At 67.6% G+C, this 17,165-nt stretch carries 15 protein-coding genes; 12 read left to right on the top strand and 3 right to left on the bottom strand.

Annotation, left to right across the window (positions count from 1 at the left end):
* Positions 1–43 precede the first annotated feature (43 nt).
* From LHU95_RS05875 to LHU95_RS05845, 7 genes are all read left to right on the top strand, one after another.
* On the top strand, positions 44–1,087 hold the full coding sequence (locus LHU95_RS05875; protein ID WP_248710440.1) for a TRAP transporter substrate-binding protein: 1,044 nt from the start codon (positions 44–46) through the stop codon (positions 1,085–1,087).
* Between the two features lie 65 nt (positions 1,088–1,152).
* Complete coding sequence (locus LHU95_RS05870) at positions 1,153–1,575, top strand: TRAP transporter small permease subunit (protein ID WP_248710439.1); 423 nt, start codon at positions 1,153–1,155, stop codon at positions 1,573–1,575.
* Positions 1,575–2,897 carry a TRAP transporter large permease gene (locus LHU95_RS05865; RefSeq protein WP_248710438.1) on the top strand — a complete coding sequence of 441 codons (1,323 nt, stop codon included), beginning with the start codon at positions 1,575–1,577 and terminating at the stop codon, positions 2,895–2,897. Before LHU95_RS05870 ends, LHU95_RS05865 begins: the two co-directional genes overlap by 1 nt.
* 9 nt (positions 2,898–2,906) lie before the next feature.
* Positions 2,907–3,620, top strand: coding sequence for a protocatechuate 3,4-dioxygenase subunit beta (pcaH, locus tag LHU95_RS05860; RefSeq protein WP_248710437.1), 714 nt, complete (start codon positions 2,907–2,909; stop codon positions 3,618–3,620).
* Positions 3,620–4,153 (top strand): protocatechuate 3,4-dioxygenase subunit alpha, encoded by a 534-nt coding sequence (pcaG, locus tag LHU95_RS05855; protein WP_248710436.1) that lies wholly within the window; start codon positions 3,620–3,622, stop codon positions 4,151–4,153. Before pcaH ends, pcaG begins: the two co-directional genes overlap by 1 nt.
* A 1-nt stretch (position 4,154) precedes the next feature.
* Positions 4,155–5,522 carry an adenylosuccinate lyase family protein gene (locus LHU95_RS05850; RefSeq protein ID WP_248710435.1) on the top strand — a complete coding sequence of 456 codons (1,368 nt, stop codon included), beginning with the start codon at positions 4,155–4,157 and terminating at the stop codon, positions 5,520–5,522.
* 3 nt (positions 5,523–5,525) lie between these two features.
* On the top strand, positions 5,526–6,563 hold the full coding sequence (locus LHU95_RS05845) for a TauD/TfdA family dioxygenase (RefSeq protein WP_248710434.1): 1,038 nt from the start codon (positions 5,526–5,528) through the stop codon (positions 6,561–6,563).
* Here LHU95_RS05845 and htpG read toward each other — a convergent pair.
* Positions 6,550–8,370: a molecular chaperone HtpG gene (gene htpG / locus LHU95_RS05840; RefSeq protein WP_248710433.1), complete on the bottom strand. Its 1,821-nt coding sequence runs from the start codon at positions 8,368–8,370 to the stop codon at positions 6,550–6,552. The genes LHU95_RS05845 and htpG overlap by 14 nt on opposite strands.
* 201 nt (positions 8,371–8,571) lie before the next feature.
* Between htpG and LHU95_RS05835 the strand changes: the two genes are divergently transcribed.
* From LHU95_RS05835 to LHU95_RS05825, 3 genes are all read left to right on the top strand, one after another.
* A complete protein-coding gene (locus tag LHU95_RS05835) occupies positions 8,572–9,723 on the top strand; it encodes a mandelate racemase/muconate lactonizing enzyme family protein (protein WP_248710432.1) in 1,152 nt (383 codons plus the stop codon).
* An 83-nt stretch (positions 9,724–9,806) separates the two neighbouring features.
* Positions 9,807–11,027, top strand: a complete 1,221-nt coding sequence (locus LHU95_RS05830; RefSeq protein ID WP_248710431.1) for an acyl-CoA dehydrogenase family protein — start codon at positions 9,807–9,809, stop codon at positions 11,025–11,027.
* A 10-nt stretch (positions 11,028–11,037) separates the two neighbouring features.
* Complete coding sequence (locus LHU95_RS05825) at positions 11,038–11,442, top strand: VOC family protein (RefSeq protein WP_248710430.1); 405 nt, start codon at positions 11,038–11,040, stop codon at positions 11,440–11,442.
* A gap of 15 nt (positions 11,443–11,457) precedes the next feature.
* Here LHU95_RS05825 and LHU95_RS05820 read toward each other — a convergent pair whose 3' ends face one another.
* Positions 11,458–12,024: a DUF924 family protein gene (locus LHU95_RS05820; protein WP_248710429.1), complete on the bottom strand. Its 567-nt coding sequence runs from the start codon at positions 12,022–12,024 to the stop codon at positions 11,458–11,460.
* A gap of 14 nt (positions 12,025–12,038) precedes the next feature.
* Complete coding sequence (locus tag LHU95_RS05815; RefSeq protein WP_248710428.1) at positions 12,039–14,897, bottom strand: FAD-binding and (Fe-S)-binding domain-containing protein; 2,859 nt, start codon at positions 14,895–14,897, stop codon at positions 12,039–12,041.
* A 127-nt stretch (positions 14,898–15,024) separates the two neighbouring features.
* Here LHU95_RS05815 and LHU95_RS05810 point away from each other — a divergent pair, with 127 nt between their 5' ends.
* Both LHU95_RS05810 and otnI read left to right on the top strand, forming a co-directional pair.
* Complete coding sequence (locus LHU95_RS05810) at positions 15,025–16,209, top strand: aminotransferase class V-fold PLP-dependent enzyme (protein WP_248710427.1); 1,185 nt, start codon at positions 15,025–15,027, stop codon at positions 16,207–16,209.
* Positions 16,210–16,341: 132 nt separating this feature from the next.
* A complete protein-coding gene (otnI, locus tag LHU95_RS05805) occupies positions 16,342–17,124 on the top strand; it encodes a 2-oxo-tetronate isomerase (RefSeq protein ID WP_248710426.1) in 783 nt (260 codons plus the stop codon).
* Positions 17,125–17,165: the final 41 nt, after the last annotated feature.

Genomic DNA, 17,165 nt, shown 5'->3' with positions numbered 1-17,165 from the left:
GGCAGAAGGTTTGGAGGAAACACCCCAGGGAGGCCACAAGGCCATGACGACCCGTCGCACCGCGCTGTTCGGCGCGCTCGCCACTCCCGCCATGCTTGCCGCCAGGGGCGCACAGGCGCAGGAAGTGACGCTTCGGCTGCACCATTTCCTGCCCGCCGTTTCCAATGTGCACCGGCATTTCCTCATGCCTTGGGCGCAGAAGATCAACGCCGAAAGCCAGGGCCGTCTGCGCGTGCAGATCTTCCCGGCGATGCAGTTGGGCGGCGCGCCGCCGCAACTCTACGACCAGGCCAAGGATGGCGTCGTGGACATCATCTGGACGCTGCCAGGCAATACGCCGGGCCGCTTCCCCTCCATCGAGGTGATCGAGCTGCCTTTCGTTGCCCATAAGCGCGCCAGCGTGAATGCGCGCGTGGTGCAGGAACTCTATGAGACGCGCTTCCGCCAGGAATTCGCCGATACGCAGATCCTTTGCGCCTGGGCGCATGATGCGGGCGTGATCCATGCGCGCCGCGAGGTCCGCCGCCAGGAAGACCTCAACGGCCTGAAGCTGCGCTTCCCCACGCGCCAGGCCGGCGAAGCGCTGCGCGCACTGGGTGCCGCCCCCATCGGGCTGCCCATCCCGCAAGTGCCCGAGGCGCTGGCCCAGGGCGTGATCGATGGCGCCGTGGTTCCCTGGGAAGTCGTCCCCTCGATCCGCCTGCACGAGACGCTGCGCAACCACACCGAGATCGCGGGCTCGCCCACCTTCTATGTGGCCAGCTTCGTGCTGGCGATGAACAAGGCGAAGTATGAAGCCCTGCCGGCCGATCTGCGGCGCGTGCTGGATGCCAATTCCGGCCAGGTGGCCGCCGCGATGGCGGCCAAGGTCTGGGATGAGCAGGGGCCGGTGGTGGAGGAGATGGTTCGCCGCCGCAACAACGCCATCATCGAGCTCTCGGCCGAGGAAACCCAGCGCTGGACGCGCACCACGCAACCCGTGATCGACAACTGGGTGCGCGCGATGAGCGAGCGCAACATCCAGGCTGCCGCGTTGCTGGAGGAGACCCGCGCGCTCATCGCCCGCTACGGCCAGGGCGTGACCTGAGCGACGCGCCACCCCGCGGCCCGGTTGCCCGCCTCGCTGCCACACTCGCTGTGTGTGGCGGCGTGGTGCTGCTGGCCACCGCCTTGCTCACCGTCATCTCGGTCACCTTGCGCTGGCTTACGAGCCAGCCGGTGAAGGGGGATTTCGAGCTGGTGTCACTGGGCTCCGGCCTCGCGGTCTTGGGGTTTCTCGCCTGGGGCAGCGTCACCCGCTCGAACATCCTGGTGGACAGCTTCACCACCTGGCTGCCGCCGCGCCTCAATGGCGCGATTGATGCGTTCTGGTCGCTGGTCTGGGCCGCGACCATGCTGCTGATCGCCGAGCGCATGTGGCAGGGGATGTTCGACACCTGGCGCAACGGCATGCGCACCATCGGATTGCTGGCGCTGCCCTATTGGTGGGCCATCGGCATCGGCGCCTTCTGCTTCGCGCTGGCGGGCGTGGCCGCGCTGCTGGCCATCCCGCGGCTGCTCAAGGGCCAGCGCTGATGGCGCCGGAATTCCTGCTGGCCCTGGCCGGCTTCGCCGGGCTGATGGCGCTCATCATCCTGCGCGCTCCCATCGCACTGGCCATGCTGATCGCGGGTGCGGCGGGCTATGTCCACATTCTCGATCAGGCCGCGCTGTTCAACTACCTGAAGACGACGCCCTATCACCTTTTTGCCAATTACACGTTGAGTGTGATCCCGCTGTTCATCCTCATGGGCGCGCTGGCCGAGCGCGGCGGGTTGGCGCGCGATCTTTTCGCCGCAGCGAATGCCCTGCTGGGCCGCCGGCCGGGTGGCCTGGCCATGAGCGTGATCGGCGCGAGTGCGGCCTTTGGCGCGGTCTGCGGCTCCTCCGTCGCTACCACCGCCACCTTTGGGCGCGCAGCACTGCCGGAGCTGCTGCGCTTCGGCTACGCCCCGGGCTTCGCCACCGGGACCATCGCGGTGGGCGGCACGCTGGGCATCCTGATCCCGCCTTCCGTCATCCTCGTCGTCTATGCGATCAGCACCGAGCAGAACATCGCCAAGCTCTTCATGGCGGCCCTGATTCCCGGCCTGATGGCGACGGCCTTCTACCTGTTCACCATCTGGCTCTGGATGCGGTTCCGCCCGGAGCTGGGCCCGCCAGCGCCCCCGCTGGAGCCGGGCGAGCGCGCCCGCGCCTTCCGCAACGTGATCCCGGTGATGATCATCGCCATCTTGGTTGTGGGCGGCATCTATGGCGGCGTCTTCACACCGACGGAAAGTGCGGCTGTCGGCTGCATCGGCGTGCTGCTGATCGGCCTGGTGCGGCGCAGCCTGTCCCTCACGGATATCCGCGCGGCCTTGCTCGGCACGGCCGAGACCACCGCCATGATCTTCGCCATCCTGCTGGGTGCCGAGGTGTTCAACGCCTTCCTCGCCTTGTCGCAAGCGCCCGACCTGCTGGCGATGTGGGTGACGGATCAGGGTTTCCCACCCTACGGCGTGCTCGTGGCGCTGCTGGTGACCTACATCGTGCTGGGCGCGGTGATGGACGAGCTGGCGATGATCCTGCTCACGCTCCCTGTCTTCTTTCCCGTCATCACCGCGCTCGATTTCGGCATGACGACCGAGGAGACGGCCATCTGGTTCGGCATCCTGGTTCTGGTGGTGGTCGGCATCGGGCTGACGGCGCCGCCGATCGGGCTGAATGTCTTTGTCATCTCCGCCATTGCGCGCCAGGTCCCGATCGCGCAGACCTATCGCGGCGTCCTGCCCTTCCTGGCGACGGATCTCGTGCGGCTCGGCCTTTGTGTTGCCTTCCCCGCACTCAGTCTTTGGCTGGTGCGCCTTCTGACCTAGGATCAGACCATGTCCGACCCCATCCCCTATGCCCGCCCGGCCCCCGGCAGCCAGCCGCCGCTGGACAGCCCCGCCTATCGCAGCACGCAAAGCCGTGCGCCGCTGTACCCGCCCATCCGGGCACCCCATACGCTGACCGAAGCGAGTTCGCCGCGCCTCTCGCCCATGCATTATCCGGTGCATGCCGACATGTCGGTGGTGGCCGGGAAGGCCGCGATGGGCGAGCGCATCATCGTCGCTGGCCGCGTGCTGGATGAGGCGGGGCGGCCCGTAGCGAACAGCATGGTGGAAATCTGGCAGGCCAATGCCGCCGGACGCTACCATCATGTGCGCGACGATCACGACGCCCCGCTCGACCCGAATTTCGAGGGCCATGCGCGCGTGTTCACTGATGCGGGGGGGAATTACCGCTTCACCACCATCCGCCCCGGCGCCTATCCCTGGCGCAATCACCACAATGCCTGGCGGCCGGTGCACATCCATTTCGGTCTGTTCGGCGCCGGCTACGCCCAGCGCATGATCACCCAGATGTATTTCCCGGGTGATCCGCTGCTGCCCCACGACCCCATCTTCAACACGACCGCCGATAAAGCGGCGCGCCAACGTCTCATCGCCAGCTTCGATCTGGATGTGACGCAGCCCGAATGGGCGCTGGGCTACCGCTTCGACATCACGCTGCGCGGCCCCGCAGCGACACCCTTCGAAGAGGGGGATCATCACTGATGGCCACGGCACATCAAACCGCCGGCCCCTATTGGCACATGATCGATTTCCCCGCCTGGGCCGACCTGCTGCGCGCCGATGGCCCCAATGCCGGCGCCGAGGGCGAGCGCATCGTGATTGAGGGCACCATCACCGATGGCGATGGCGCGTTGGTGACAGATGCCATGGTGGAAATCTGGCACGCCGACCCTGCCGGCCGCTATGACGCGGAATTCCAGGGCTTCGGCCGCTGCGCGACCAATGCCGAGGGGCGCTTCCGCTTCATCACCCTGAAGCCCGGCCCGGTGCCGGGCCGCGGCAATACACTCCAGGCGCCGCATGTGCAGATCGCGATCTTCGCGCGCGGCCTGCTCAGCCACGTGACAACCCGCCTCTACTTCGCCGCCGAGAAGCTGAACGAGACCGATCCGCTGCTGGCACTCGTTCCCGCCGAGCGCCGCGCGACCCTGATCGCCGAGCCGGCGGCGCCCGGCACCTGGCAGCTCGACATCCGGCTGCGCGGGGGCGCCGAAACCGTTTTCCTGGATATCTGACATGACCATGTCCCTTGGGTCCGTGAACCCCGCCGATTCCCCCGTGATGGGCGTGCTCTACGGCACGGATGCGATGCGCGCCGCGATGGGCGAGCGCGCCTTCCTCCAGCGCATGCTGGATGTGGAGGCCGCACTCGCCCGCGCGCAATCGCGCCTCGGCATCGTGCCGACCGAGGCGGCGGCCGCGATCACCCTTGCCGCGCAGGTGGACAAGCTGGATTTCGCCGCACTGGGCGAGGCCACGCGCAATACCGGCTATCCCGTGGTGGGGCTGGTCAAGCAGCTCACCGCACTTGCCGGCCATGATGCCGGGCGCTGGACGCATTGGGGTGCCACCACGCAGGACATCATGGACACCGCCGTGGTGCTGCAGATACGCCAGGGCCTGGCCCTGCTGCGCGGTGATCTCATGGCCGTGATCGGCGGCTTCGCGGCCATGGCCAGGCGCCATCGCGGCACCATCATGGCCGGGCGCACGCATTTGCAGCACGCCCTGCCGGTCACCTTCGGCTACAAGGTGGCGGTCTGGCTCTCGCCCCTCATCACCATGCTGGAGCGGCTGGAGCAGCTGCGCCCGCGCGTGGAGCGCGTGCAGTTCGGCGGGGCGGCCGGCACTCTTGCCTCGCTCGGCGATCAGGGCCTCGCGGTCCAGCGCGAATTGGCGGCGGAGTTGGGCCTCGCCTGCCCCGATATCCCCTGGCATGTGGCGCGTGACGGCCTGACCGAGGCGGTGGCCTTCACAGGCCTGCTCTGCGGCGCCCTCTCCAAGATCGCAACCGATGTCATGCTGCTCATGCAGACCGAGGTGGCGGAGGTGAATGAGCCGCATGTGACGGGGCGCGGCGGCTCCTCCACCATGCCGCAGAAGCGCAACCCGATCGCCTGCGAGTATATCCTCGCGCAGTCGCGCGGCGTGCATGCGCTGGTGCCGCAGATGATGGCCGCCATGGCGCACGACCTGGAGCGCGGCACCGGCCCCTGGCAGGCGGAATCCCTGGCCATCGGGCAGGCCTTCAACCTGACGCATGGCGCACTGCTGCAAGCGCGCTTCCTGGCGGAGGGGCTCGTCGTGGACCCTGCGCGGATGATGCGCAACCTGGCCGCGACCGGCGGCCTGATCGCCTCCGAGCAGGTGATGATGGGCCTGGCGCCGATCCTGGGCCGCGGCGAGGCGCATCACATCGTCAACCGCGCCTGTGACCTTGCCATCGCCCAGGGCATCCCGCTGCTGGCCGCGCTGGAGGCGGACCGCGACATCGCCTCCCGCGTCGAAGCCGCGAAGTTGCGCGCGCTGTGCAACCCGGAGAACTACCTCGGGAGTGCGATGCTGTTCGTGGACCAGGTGCTGGCCCGCGTGGCGACGCGCTGAATCATGGCGCGCGAAGCCCTGACCGGCCCCAGCATCTGGACCGGCGCCGAGATGGCGGAACGCAGCGACTGGATCTGGCATTGGAGCGCGGCCGAGCTCACGGAGCTGCTGGCCTGTGGCCACGCCATGCTGGCCAGTGGCCGCATGGTGGAGGAGTTCCGGCATTCTGACGTGCCATTGCCCATCACCGCCCCGCGCCTCGCCGCCATCCGGCAGGATCTCGAAGATGGCTCGGGCATCGTCAATCTGCGCGGCCTGCCCATCGAGGCCACGACGCCGGAGCTGCTCCGCGCCATCCTCTGGGCCATCGGGCTGCATCTCGGCACGGCGCTTTCCCAGAGCAAGCTCGGCGAATTGCTGGGCGAGGTGCGCGACACCGGCGAGGTACTGGGGCGGCCCGGCAGCCGTGGCTACCGCACAGGTGGCGCCTTGCGCTTCCACACCGACCGCTGTGACGTGGTGGCGCTGCTCTGCTGCCGCCAATCCCGGAGCGGTGGCGAGAGCCTGATCGTCTCCACGCCGGCGATCCACAACGCCATGCTGGAACGCGCGCCCGCCCTGCTCGATCTGCTGTTCGAGCCCTGGTTCCACAGCCGCCAGCAGGAGCAGCAGCCGGGCGAAAAGCCCTGGTATCGCAACCGCATCTTCGCGCTGCATCAGGGTCGCTTCACCAGCCAGTACAGCCGCAGCTACGTCGAATCCGCGCAGCGTTTCGACGATGTGCCCCGCCTGACGCCCGGCCAGAACGCCGCCCTCGAAATGCTGGCCGCGCTCGCCACCGCGCTTGCGCTGCAAACCCGCATGGAGCCGGGGGATATCCAGCTCCTGAACAACCACATCACCTATCACGCCAGAACCGAATTGCTCGATCCCGAGCGCCAGAGGCTGCTCTATCGCCTGTGGCTTTCACTGCCCAACAACCGCGCCCTGCCGGCTGATTTCGAGGAGCTCTGGGGGCCGGTCGAAGCGGGTGCCGTGCGCGGCGGCGTGGTCGCCGCCGCCGGCTATCGCAGCATCCTCGATCGTTTCAGCCAGGCTTAGCCAGGGCCTGCGCCACGCGCCGCGCGAAATCCGCCGGATCACGCGGGGCATCGCCATCCTGCAGGCGCGCCAAGTCAAGGATCAGGCCGGCCTGGTCACTCAGCACGGCGTCATCCACATCGGCTTCCGCCAAATGGCGGATCAGCGCGTGGCGGGGATTGATTTCCAGCACCGGCAGCCCGCCCTGGAAGCCGCGCCCCGCCCGGCGCAGCAGGCGCTGCATCGCCAGGTCCGGGCCGAATTCACCCGCCGCCAGGACGGCCACGCTTTCCACCAGCCGGTCCGTCGCGCGCACCTCGGAGACATGTTCGGCCAGTGCGGATTTCAGCCGCTCCAGCAGGGGTGCAACATCAGGCGCAGCCTCGGCTTCCGTGGCCTCCAGGCTGACCGTGCCCTGCGTGATGCTGCGGATGGGCTTGTCCTCGAAGCTCCCGAGGCGTTCGGGCCAGAAGGCGTCAATCTGGTCGGAGAGCAGCAGCACCTCCAGCCCACGCGCGCGATAGCCCTCAAGCTGCGGCGATTTGGCCAGCGCCGCCGGATCATCGCCCACGAGGATATAGATTGCCTCCTGCCCCAGCTTCATCCGGCCGATATACTCGGCCAGCGACGTCCAGCCTTCCATGGCCGAGGAACGGAAGCGCAGCAGGGCCGCGACATCCTTCTGATGATCCCCCGGCTCCCAGACGCCCTCCTTCAGGACGGCGCCGAAATTCTCCCAGAATGTGACGTAGCCCTCGGCATCCTTCGCGCGCGTCTTCAATTCGGACATCACGCGGCTGGTCACGGCGCGGCGGATGCGGGCGAGAATGGGTGTGGCCTGCAACATCTCGCGCGAGACGTTGAGCGGCAGATCCTCGGTATCCACCACGCCATGCACGAAGCGCAGGAAAGGCGGCAGGAGTTCCGCCTCATCGGTGATGAACATGCGCCGGACATGCAGGCGCGCCGTGCTCTTGCGATCATCTTCCATGGCCTGGAAGGGCTTCATGCCGGGGATGAACAGCAGGGCCGAGAAATCCAGCGCCCCTTCGGCCCGCCAATGCAGCGTGGCCCAGGGCGTATCGAAGACATGGCCGAGATGGCGGTAGAATTCGGTGTAGCTCTCTTCGCTCACCTCGGATTTCGGCTTTTGCCACAGCGCGGTGCCGGCATTGGCCGCCTCTTCCTTGCCCTCATTCATGACAAGGATGGGGATGGCGATGTGATCCGCCCATTTGCGTATGATCGTGCGCAGCCGGAGCGGCTCCAGGAACTCCTCCGCATCCGCCTTCATGTGCAGCACAATGTCAGTACCAGGCTCGGCCCGTTCGGCGGGGGCAAGGGTGTAGTCCCCCTTGCCTTCAGACGCCCACAGCCACGCCTCCTCCGTACCGGCGCGGCGAGAAGTGACTTCCACGCGCTCGGCCACCATGAAGGCCGAGTAGAAGCCCACGCCGAACTGGCCGATCAGGCTCGGCTTGTCGGTGGTCGGCGCATTGGCGAGCGTCTGCGCGAAGGCGCGCGTGCCGGAGCGCGCGATGGTGCCCAGATGCTGGGCGAGCTCAGTCTTGCCCATGCCGATCCCGGCATCGGAGATGGTGAGGGTGCGCGCCGCCTTGTCCGGGGTGATCCGCAGATTGGCTTCGGCCGGCAGGGCCAGCGCTTCATTGGTCAGCGCCTCGAAGCGCCGACGATCCACCGCATCGGCCGCGTTCGCCACCAGCTCGCGCAGGAAGATTTCGCGCTCCGAATAGAGCGCGTGCACCACCAGATCCAGCAGGCGCCCGACTTCCGCGCCGAATTCGTGCCGCTCGACAGTTTCGTTCACATCCGCCTCCAGTCCTGAAATAAGGCCGCGCGCGATATGCGCGGATGATCTTCAAGTTTCAAGCACCCTCGCTTGCGCAGCCCGCCGCGCCGGGCAACCCTGGCGCCAGGATCACGGGAGGCCAGGATGGAGGGGCGGCAGGGGGCGGATATGGCCGCATGGCGGCGGCGCGTTCGGGCCACGCCGCGCGAGGCCCGATAGATGCGCATCGCGTCCGTCACCTTCCTCGGCGTGAACGTCACGCCCAAGACCAATTGGTGCTTCCTGCTGCTTCGCACCGAGAGCGGCCTGACCGGCACCGGCGAGTGCACCCTGAGCGACCATGAGGCCCTGCTGGCTGCGGAGGCAGAGAGGATCGCGGGCGCCTTGATCGGCGAGGATGCCCTGGCCCGCAACCGCATCGCGCGGCTGATCCCACACGCACCGGGCGGGCTGGTCAGCCATGCCGTCGTTTCCGCCCTGGAGCAGGCGCTTTGGGACCTGGCGGGGCAGGAAGCCGGGCGGCCCATCCATGCCATGCTGGGCGGCGCGCTTCGCCCCTGCGTGCCGCTCTACGCCAATATCAACCGCGGCGCGGCTCCCCGCACGCCCGAGGGCTTCGCCGCCGCCGCGCGCCGCGCCGTGGCATCGGGCTTCCGCGCCGTGAAGCTCGCCCCCTTCGAGCCGATGGTCTGGGAAGATGCGGCTGAGCCTCGCCAGCGCGCGGCCTATGCCGAAGGCCTTGCCCGCATCGCCGCTGTCCGGGAGGCCGTGGGTGCGGCCGTGGATGTGATGGTGGATGCGCATTGGCGCTTTTCGCCCGGCGGGGCGGCAGCGCTGATCCGCGATGTGGCGCCCTTTGACCTGTTCTGGCTGGAATGCCCGGTTTCGGAGGCAAATCATTGGGAAATCCGCCGCCTGCGCGGCATGGCCAATGACCGCGGAATCCGCCTCGCCGGGGCCGAGACGCTGGCCGGGCTGGCCGCCTATCGCCCGATCATCGAGGCCGGCTGCTATGACGTGCTGATGCCCGATATCAAATATGCGGGCGGGCATGCGCAGATCACCCGCATCGCGGCCCTGGCGCAGACCGCCGGCATCGAGATCGCGCCGCATAACCCCACTGGGCCGGTCTGCCACGCCCATTCCGTGCAGCTCTGCGCGACCCTGCCGAACCTGCTGCCGCTCGAAGTGCAATTCGGCGAGACGGAGCGCTTCTTCAGCATGACCCAGGGCCATGACCAGCGCTTCACATCGGGCACGGCGCCGCTTCCGGTCTTGCCTGGCCTGGGCCTGCGGCTGGACGAGCGGGCCGCGCGCGAAACGCCCTGGCAGCCCATGCCAAGCCCATGGCTGGATCCCCGCCTGGGTTGAGCCCCGTCCGCTGGGCCTACGCTGTTGACGAGCCCGCGCCGCCAGCGCCAGACTTCAACGGATAAAAAGCCTGGGGGGATCACATGAGTGCCGCCAATGACCGCGTGATCGCCACGCCCATGGCCCCCGTGACCCTGCTGGGGGACCCCCTCACCCGCGCCCGCGCCCTGGCGCCGCTGATCCAGGCGGCAGCGCCGCGCATCGAGGCGGACCGCGCTCTGCCGGCGGATCTGCTGGAAGCCCTGCACGCGGCCCGCCTGTTCCGCACCCTCCTGCCGCGCGCCGTGGGCGGCGAGGAAGTCCTGCCCGAAACCTATGCGCGCATGATGGAGATCATCGCCCGCGCCGATGCCTCCACCGCCTGGTGCATCGGCCAGGCCTCGGGCTGTTCCATGGCGGCCGCCTATCTCGCGCCCGATGTGGCGCGCGCGATCTGGGGCGGGCATGACGCGGCGCTGGCCTGGGGCTCCCTGGGCCCGGACCAGGTCGCCGATGTGGTGGAAGGCGGCTATCGCGTCACGGGGCGCTGGACCTTTGCCAGCGGCGGCCGCCACGCCACCTGGTTCGGCGGCCATTGCCGCGTGCGCGAGCGCGACGGCAGCCTGCGCATGACGCCGGAGGGGACGCCCTATGAGCGCACCATGTTCTTCCCGCGGCACGAGATCAGCATGGTCGCAAATTGGCAGGTGATGGGTCTGCGCGGCACTGGCAGCGACAGCTATTCGGTCGAGAACCTGTTCGTCCCCGAGGCATTCTCCACCCGGCGGGATCGTAACGAGGAACGCCACAGCCACGGCCATGGCCCGCTCTATCGTTTCACCACCACGCATCTCTATGCCGCGGGCTTCGCCGCCGTGGCACTGGGGGCCGCACGCGGCATGCTGGATGCCTTCGTCCAGCTCGCCAGCGAGAAGACGCCACTCTCCAGCACCCGGATGCTGCGCGACAGCCCGGTGCTGCAAAACGGCCTCGCCTGGGCCGAAGGGCAATGGCGGGCGGCGCGGGCGCAGCTCCATCTCGCGCTGCGCGAAGCCGAGGAGCATGTGGCCAGCGGCGCGTCCCTGACCACCGAGCACAAGGTCTCGATCCGGCTGGCCACCACCTTCGCCATCCATCAATCCAAGCAGGTGGCGGATTTCGCCTGGACCGAAGCGGGTGCAACGGCGATCTTCGAGGACCAGCCCTTTGAGCGCCGCTTCCGCGACATCCATGCCGTGACGCAGCAGGTCCAGGGCCGCCGCACCCATTTCGAGACGGTGGGCCAGCATCTGATGGGGCTGAACCCCAATCCCCGCTTCCTCTGAGGAGAACGCCATGCCGCTCGAAGGCCTGAACCACTACACCATCCGCCCGGTGGATCTGGAGCGCACCCGCGCCTTTTATTCGGATGTGCTGGGGCTGGAGGAAGGCTACCGCCCGCCGCTCGGCTTTGAGGGGCATTGGCTCTATTGCGGCGGCATCCCCACGGTTCACCTGATCGGTCCGCGCCCGCAGCGCGAGGCCGGCTGGCCGGAACGGGTGGTCGGCCCCACCGGCTTGCTCGACCATATCGCGTTTTCCTGCACCGGCCTCGCCGAGATGAAGCAGCGCCTGACCAAGGCCGGCCTGCCCTATGAGGAACGCGTCATCCCCCGCGACCGCCAGACGCAGCTATTCCTGCATGACCCGGACGGCATCGCGGTGGAGCTGAACTATCCGCCGGAAGAGACCCCGGGTTAGCCCCCGGCCGGCCGCTCAGAACCCCGCGCCGGGCTGCGCCAGATAGGCCAATTCGGCCGGCGTGCTGGCACGGCCCAGGATGGCGTTGCGGTGCGGGAAGCGGCCAAACCGGGCGATCACGGCGCGATGCGCCCAGGCATAGACGATGCTCTTCCCCGGTGCCGCATGGGCCGGCGAATCCCGCAGCCCCTCGAACAGCGCGACAGAGAGGTTTTGCGCCTCCATCGCTTCCGCATGCTCGAAGGGCAGATACAGAAACACGCGCTGCGTCGGTGTCAGCGCGAGGTCCATCCGCTCGGTCAGGACGATCCGCAGCGCCAGGGCCAGCGCATGCCCGTCACTGGCGAAAGATTCGGGCGAGCCGCGAAACAGGTTCCGCGGAAACTGGTCCAGCAGGATCAGCAGGGCCAGCGCGCCCTCGGGCGTGGCCGCCCAGGCATCGAGCCTGCCCTCCCGCGCGGGGGCGACGAAAGGCCCGAAACGACCGGCGATTTCGGCGTCGAAGGCCGGGTCCTTCTTGAACCAGGCCTCACGCGGCGTGTTCGGCCCATCGGCGAACCAGAAGTCGAGGATGTCCTTCATGGGGGGCTCCATCGTCACAAGGCTTTGTCCAGGATGCGAATGGAGTGCAACGCCTCACGCCCGCTGAGGTCACTGATCTGATGCCGGCAGGATGTGCCATCCGCCACGATCACGTCACCTGGCGCGGCGGCGCGCACGGCCGGCAACAGCGACAGCTCCGCCATGGCCTTGGAGGCTTCGAGGTTCTTTGCCTCATAGCCAAAGGCGCCGGCCATCCCGCAACACGAAGAGGCGATGGGCCGCGCTTCCATGCCCGGCACGCGGCGCAGCGCCTTAACGGCGGCTGGGAAGGCGCCGAAGGCCTTCTGGTGGCAATGCCCGTGGATATGCGCCGCCGCCGCAACGGGCTTGAGCGCCGGCAGAGTGCCCTCGGCCTCCAGGAATTCGGTGACGAGGAAGGCGCGGCTGGCCAGGGCCTCACTCTCCGGGCCCGGCAGCATGGCCATGAATTCATCCCGCAGCGTCATCAGGCAGGAGGGTTCCAACCCGAGCACCGGCGCATCGGAATGCGCCAGTGCCGCGAGGGTGCGGCGGGCTTCGGCGCGGGCCTGCTCCACCATGCCGGCCGCCAGATAGGTGCGGCCGCAGCACAGGGGCCGCGCATCATCTCCCATGGCTGGCTTCACGCTGTAGCCGGAGGCCACCAGCACACGCACGGCGGCGCGGAGATTTTCCGGCTCGAAATAACGGTTGAAGGTATCGCCAAAGAGCAGGACTTCGCGCCCTTCGCCGGCGCGGGCTTCCTCATCGCGGAACACATCGCCGCGGAAGCGCGGCAGGCTGCGGCCGGCGGCGAGGCCGAGGAACCTCTCCGAAAGCCTGGCGAGGCCCGGCACGGTATCGCGCAGATTGGCCAGCCAGGGGGCAAAGCGGGCATAGCGCGCGATCACCGGCAGATAGGCGATCAGCCTGTCCTTCAGCGGCACGCCCTGCTGCGCGTTGCGGGCGGCCAGCACCTCGATCTTCATGCGCGCCATGTCCACGCCGGTCGGGCATTCGCGCTTGCAGCCCTTGCAGGAGACGCAGAGCGACATCGCCTCCTGCACCTCAGCGCTCGCAATGCCGCCCGGAATCTGGCCAGTGAGTGCCAGCCGCAGCGTATTGGCGCGGCCACGCGTCAGATGCTGCTCATCGCGTGTGACGCGATAGCTCGGGCACATCACATTGGCGTCGAATTTCCGGCAGGTGCCATTGTTGTTGCACATCTCCACGGCGCCCAGAAAACCCGCCTGAGGGCCGGGATGCGCCGACCAATCCAGCACGGGCTTCACATCACGGAGTGGCGTGTAGTCGGGCGGATAACGGAACAGGCTGCGGTCATCCATGCGTGGGGGGCGCACCACGCGGCCGGGGTTCAGCAGGCCTTCCGGATCGAATTCATCCTTCACCGCCTCGAAGGCGCGCACGATGCGGGGGCCGAACATGCTCTCATGAAATTCGGAGCGGACGATGCCGTCGCCATGCTCGCCCGAATGGCTGCCCTTGTATTCGCGCACGAGGGCGAAGCAGCGCTCGGCGATCTCGCGCATCTTCCGCACATCGCCGCCCTCCTTCATGTTCAGCACGGGGCGGACATGCAGGCACCCGACGCTCGCATGGGCATACCAGGTGCCCTTCACACCATATTCGTCGAACACGGCCGTCAGACGCTCGGTATAGTCGGGGAGGTCTTCGAGGGAGACCGCCGCATCCTCGATGAAGCTGACGGGCTTCGCGTCGTTCTTCATGCTCATCATGATGTTGAGGCCGGCCTCACGCACCTCCGCGATGGCGGCCTGGAAACCGGCGTCGATGGCATGCACCACTTGGCCCGGCAGGCCGAGATCGCCCATCATCTCATCGAGCGAGGCCAGCTGGCGCGTGAGCTTCGCGCCATCATCACCATGGAATTCGACGATCAGCAGGCTGTCCGGCTCGCCGATCAGCATCTGGTCGATCGTCGCTCGATAGATCGGGATGGAACGCCCCAGATCAATCATGGTGCGGTCCACCAGCTCGACCGCCTCGGGGTCGAGCGTCACCAGATGCTTGGACGCCTCCATGGCGCGGCGGAAGCTCGGGAACTGGCAGATGCCCACCACCTTGCGCGGCTTGATCGGCCAGAGCTTGAGATCAAGCGCCGCCGAGAAGGCCAGCGTTCCCTCGCTGCCGACCAGAAGGCGGGCGAGGTTGCCACGGCCATGCAGGCGCGCATCAGGCGTCAGCGCATCGAGGTTGTAGCCGCCGACACGGCGCAGCTGCGCGGGGAATTTCTCTGCGATCTCGGCGGCCTCGCGCTCACCCAGGCGGTGCAGCCGCGCGACGAGGTCGGTGTTGGGAGCGTTCTCGCCGAACACATGGCGTGAGCCATCGGCGAGGATGGCGTCAATCGCGCGCACATTATCGGCCATCAGCCCGTAGCGGATAGATTTGGAGCCGCAGGAATTATTCCCCGCCATGCCGCCGATGGTGCAGCGCTGCCAGGTGCTGGGGTCCACCGGGAAGAATTTCCCCGAAGTTTTCAGCGCCTCGTTCAGCGCGCCGAGCGTGATGCCGGGCTCCACGCGCGCCGTGTCGCCCTCCACGCTCAGCACGCGGCGCAGATGCTTGGTGCAGTCCAGCACCAGCGCGCGGTTGACGGTCTGGCCGCATTGGCTGGTACCGCCGCCGCGCGGCAGGATGGGGATGCCCTCCTCGCGGCAAATGGCCATGGCGGCCTCCACATCGGCCGCGGTTTTCGGCACCAGGACGCCGATGGGCTCGACCTGGTAGATGCTCGCATCCGTCGCGTAGCGGCCGCGGTCGGCGGGGGTGAAGCGCACTTCCCCTTCCGTCTCTCGACGCAGCCTCTCGGCCAGGCGGGAATCTCCGATGCGGGGTGTGATGGCGTTCATGCCCGACCTTCTACCGCGCCACGCGCGTCGCGTCAGATGCATAATCCTCATCGGCCGCACAAGCCGAACTCATTGGCAGAAGACGCCGGTTCGGGGCATGAGAGGTCAACCCAGGAGGAATCCACCCATGGCCTATTTCCAGACCCGCGCCACACCCGGCCGCCACTTCCTGCAAATCCCGGGGCCATCCAACGTGCCGGACCGCGTGCTGCGCGCGCTGGACAACCCGACGATGGATCATCGCGGCCCGGATTTCGGCGTGATGGGAGCCTCGATCCTCGGCAAGGTGAAGAAGATCTTCCAGACTGAGAGCAACGTCATCATCTTCCCCGCCTCCGGCACGGGCGCCTGGGAAGCGGCGCTGGTGAACACGCTCAGCCCGAATGACCGCGTGCTGATGTGCGAGACGGGTTGGTTCGCCAGCCTCTGGCGCGAAATGGCCGAGCGGCTGAACATCCGGCCCGAATTCCTCAAGGGCGACTGGCGCCGGGGCGCCGAGCCTGAGGCCATCGAGGCCTATCTGCGCGCCGATAAGGGACATGAGATCAAGGCCGTCTGCGTTGTCCACAACGAGACGAGCACGGGCTGCACCAGCCGCATCGCCGAGGTGCGGGCGGCCATCAACGCCGCCGGCCACCCTGCCCTGCTGCTGGTGGATACGATCAGTGGCCTCGCCTCCATGGATTTCCGCCATGATGAATGGGGCGTGGATGTCACTGTTTCCGGCTCGCAGAAGGGGTTGATGCTGCCGCCGGGCCTGTCCTTCAACGCGGTTTCGGCCAAGGCGATCGCAGCCAGCAAGACGGCGAAGCTGACGCGCAGCTTCTGGGATTGGGGGCCGATGATCGCATCCAACGCCACGGGCTATTTCCCCTATACGCCGGCGACGAACATGCTCTACGCGCTGGATACGGCGCTGGACATGATCTTCGAGGAAGGGCTCGACAATGTCTTCGCGCGCCACGACCGCATGGCCGAGGCCACGCGCCGCGCCGTGCGCGCCTGGGGCATGGAGATCCAATGCCAGGAGCCGCGCCACTATTCCTCCGTACTGACGGCCGTACGCCTGCCGGAAGGCCACAGCGCCAATGGCCTGCGCGCGGCGATCGTCGAGAAATTCAACATGTCGCTGGGCAATGGCCTCGGCCAGTTGAATGACCGCGTCTTCCGCATCGGCCATCTGGGCGATATCGGCGAATTGCAGCTGATGGGCACGCTGACCGGCATCGAGATGGGGCTGCGCATCGCGGGCATTCCGCACAAGCCGGAAGGCGTGCGCGCGGCGATGGATTATCTGAGCGGAAACGCTTAAAGCGTCCAACCGGGGAACGTCTCCGGGCGCATGCCGTCCGGCGGCGCCCGTGCAGGATCAACAACCAAAGGGACCGCCGGGGCGCTAAGCCAAGCCGCCGCAAGCGGCGCCCGGCGTCTGAGGGTGGAAACAATGCCGAAATTCGCGGCGAACATCTCCATGATGTTCAACGAAGTGCCGTTTCTTGACCGCTTCGCCGCCGCCCGGGCGGCCGGTTTCGAGGCGGTGGAATTCCTCTTTCCCTATGAGCATCCGGCCGCCGAAATCGCCAGGCGGCTGGAAGGCAACGGCCTCGCCAATGTCCTGTTCAACGCGCCCCCGGGTGACTGGAATGCGGGTGAACGCGGCATGGCCTGCCTGCCCGAACGCCGCGCCGAATTCCGTGAGGGCATCAAGCGCGCCCTTGAATACAGTGCCGCGCTGAAATGCCCCCGCCTGCATGTCATGGCCGGCCTGACGCCGGCTGGTGCCGCGCGCGACACGCTACTCTCCACCTATGCCGCCAATCTCGACTTCGCCGCCGAGGAATGCGCGAAACTCGGCGTGAAGCCGGTGATCGAACCAATCAACCACCGCGACATTCCAGGCTTCTTCCTGAACACCACCAAGGAGGCCACGCGGATCATTGACGGGCTCGGCATGGATCGCGTCGGCCTGCAATTCGACCTGTACCACTGCCAGATCACCGAGGGTGATGTGGCGCGCAAGGCAGCCGAGTTGCTGCCCTATATCGCGCACATGCAGGTGGCCGATAATCCTGGCCGCAATGAGCCTGGCACGGGCGAGGTGAACTGGGATTTCGTCTTCAACGCGATTGACGCGAGCGGCTTCCGCGGCTGGATCGGCTGCGAGTATCGCCCGAAGGGTGAGACGGTGGCCGGGCTCGGCTGGTTCGCCAAGCATCGCGCGGGTTAGCCGCATCCGGCTGGTTCAGATCTGCGCGCCAATCGGCGCTT

The organism is Sediminicoccus sp. KRV36, assembly GCF_023243115.1.
GTDB lineage: Bacteria > Pseudomonadota > Alphaproteobacteria > Acetobacterales > Acetobacteraceae > Roseococcus.
The sequence above is the reverse complement of the archived record's forward strand: the minus strand, read 5'-3'. Positions and strand labels throughout refer to the sequence as shown.

Bases quoted from the DNA above. Each gene is read 5' to 3' on its own strand.
- pcaG (WP_248710436.1), top strand. From the start codon at position 3,620: ATGGCCACGGCACATCAAACCGCCGGCCCCTATTGGCACATGATCGAT.
- LHU95_RS05825 (WP_248710430.1), top strand. From the start codon at position 11,038: ATGCCGCTCGAAGGCCTGAACCACTACACCATCCGCCCGGTGGATCTG.
- LHU95_RS05845 (WP_248710434.1), top strand. From the start codon at position 5,526: ATGGCGCGCGAAGCCCTGACCGGCCCCAGCATCTGGACCGGCGCCGAG.
- pcaH (WP_248710437.1), top strand. From the start codon at position 2,907: ATGTCCGACCCCATCCCCTATGCCCGCCCGGCCCCCGGCAGCCAGCCG.
- LHU95_RS05815 (WP_248710428.1), bottom strand. From the start codon at position 14,897: ATGAACGCCATCACACCCCGCATCGGAGATTCCCGCCTGGCCGAGAGG.
- LHU95_RS05830 (WP_248710431.1), top strand. From the start codon at position 9,807: ATGAGTGCCGCCAATGACCGCGTGATCGCCACGCCCATGGCCCCCGTG.
- LHU95_RS05850 (WP_248710435.1), top strand. From the start codon at position 4,155: ATGACCATGTCCCTTGGGTCCGTGAACCCCGCCGATTCCCCCGTGATG.
- LHU95_RS05820 (WP_248710429.1), bottom strand. From the start codon at position 12,024: ATGAAGGACATCCTCGACTTCTGGTTCGCCGATGGGCCGAACACGCCG.
- LHU95_RS05810 (WP_248710427.1), top strand. From the start codon at position 15,025: ATGGCCTATTTCCAGACCCGCGCCACACCCGGCCGCCACTTCCTGCAA.
- LHU95_RS05865 (WP_248710438.1), top strand. From the start codon at position 1,575: ATGGCGCCGGAATTCCTGCTGGCCCTGGCCGGCTTCGCCGGGCTGATG.
- LHU95_RS05875 (WP_248710440.1), top strand. From the start codon at position 44: ATGACGACCCGTCGCACCGCGCTGTTCGGCGCGCTCGCCACTCCCGCC.
- otnI (WP_248710426.1), top strand. From the start codon at position 16,342: ATGCCGAAATTCGCGGCGAACATCTCCATGATGTTCAACGAAGTGCCG.
- LHU95_RS05835 (WP_248710432.1), top strand. From the start codon at position 8,572: ATGCGCATCGCGTCCGTCACCTTCCTCGGCGTGAACGTCACGCCCAAG.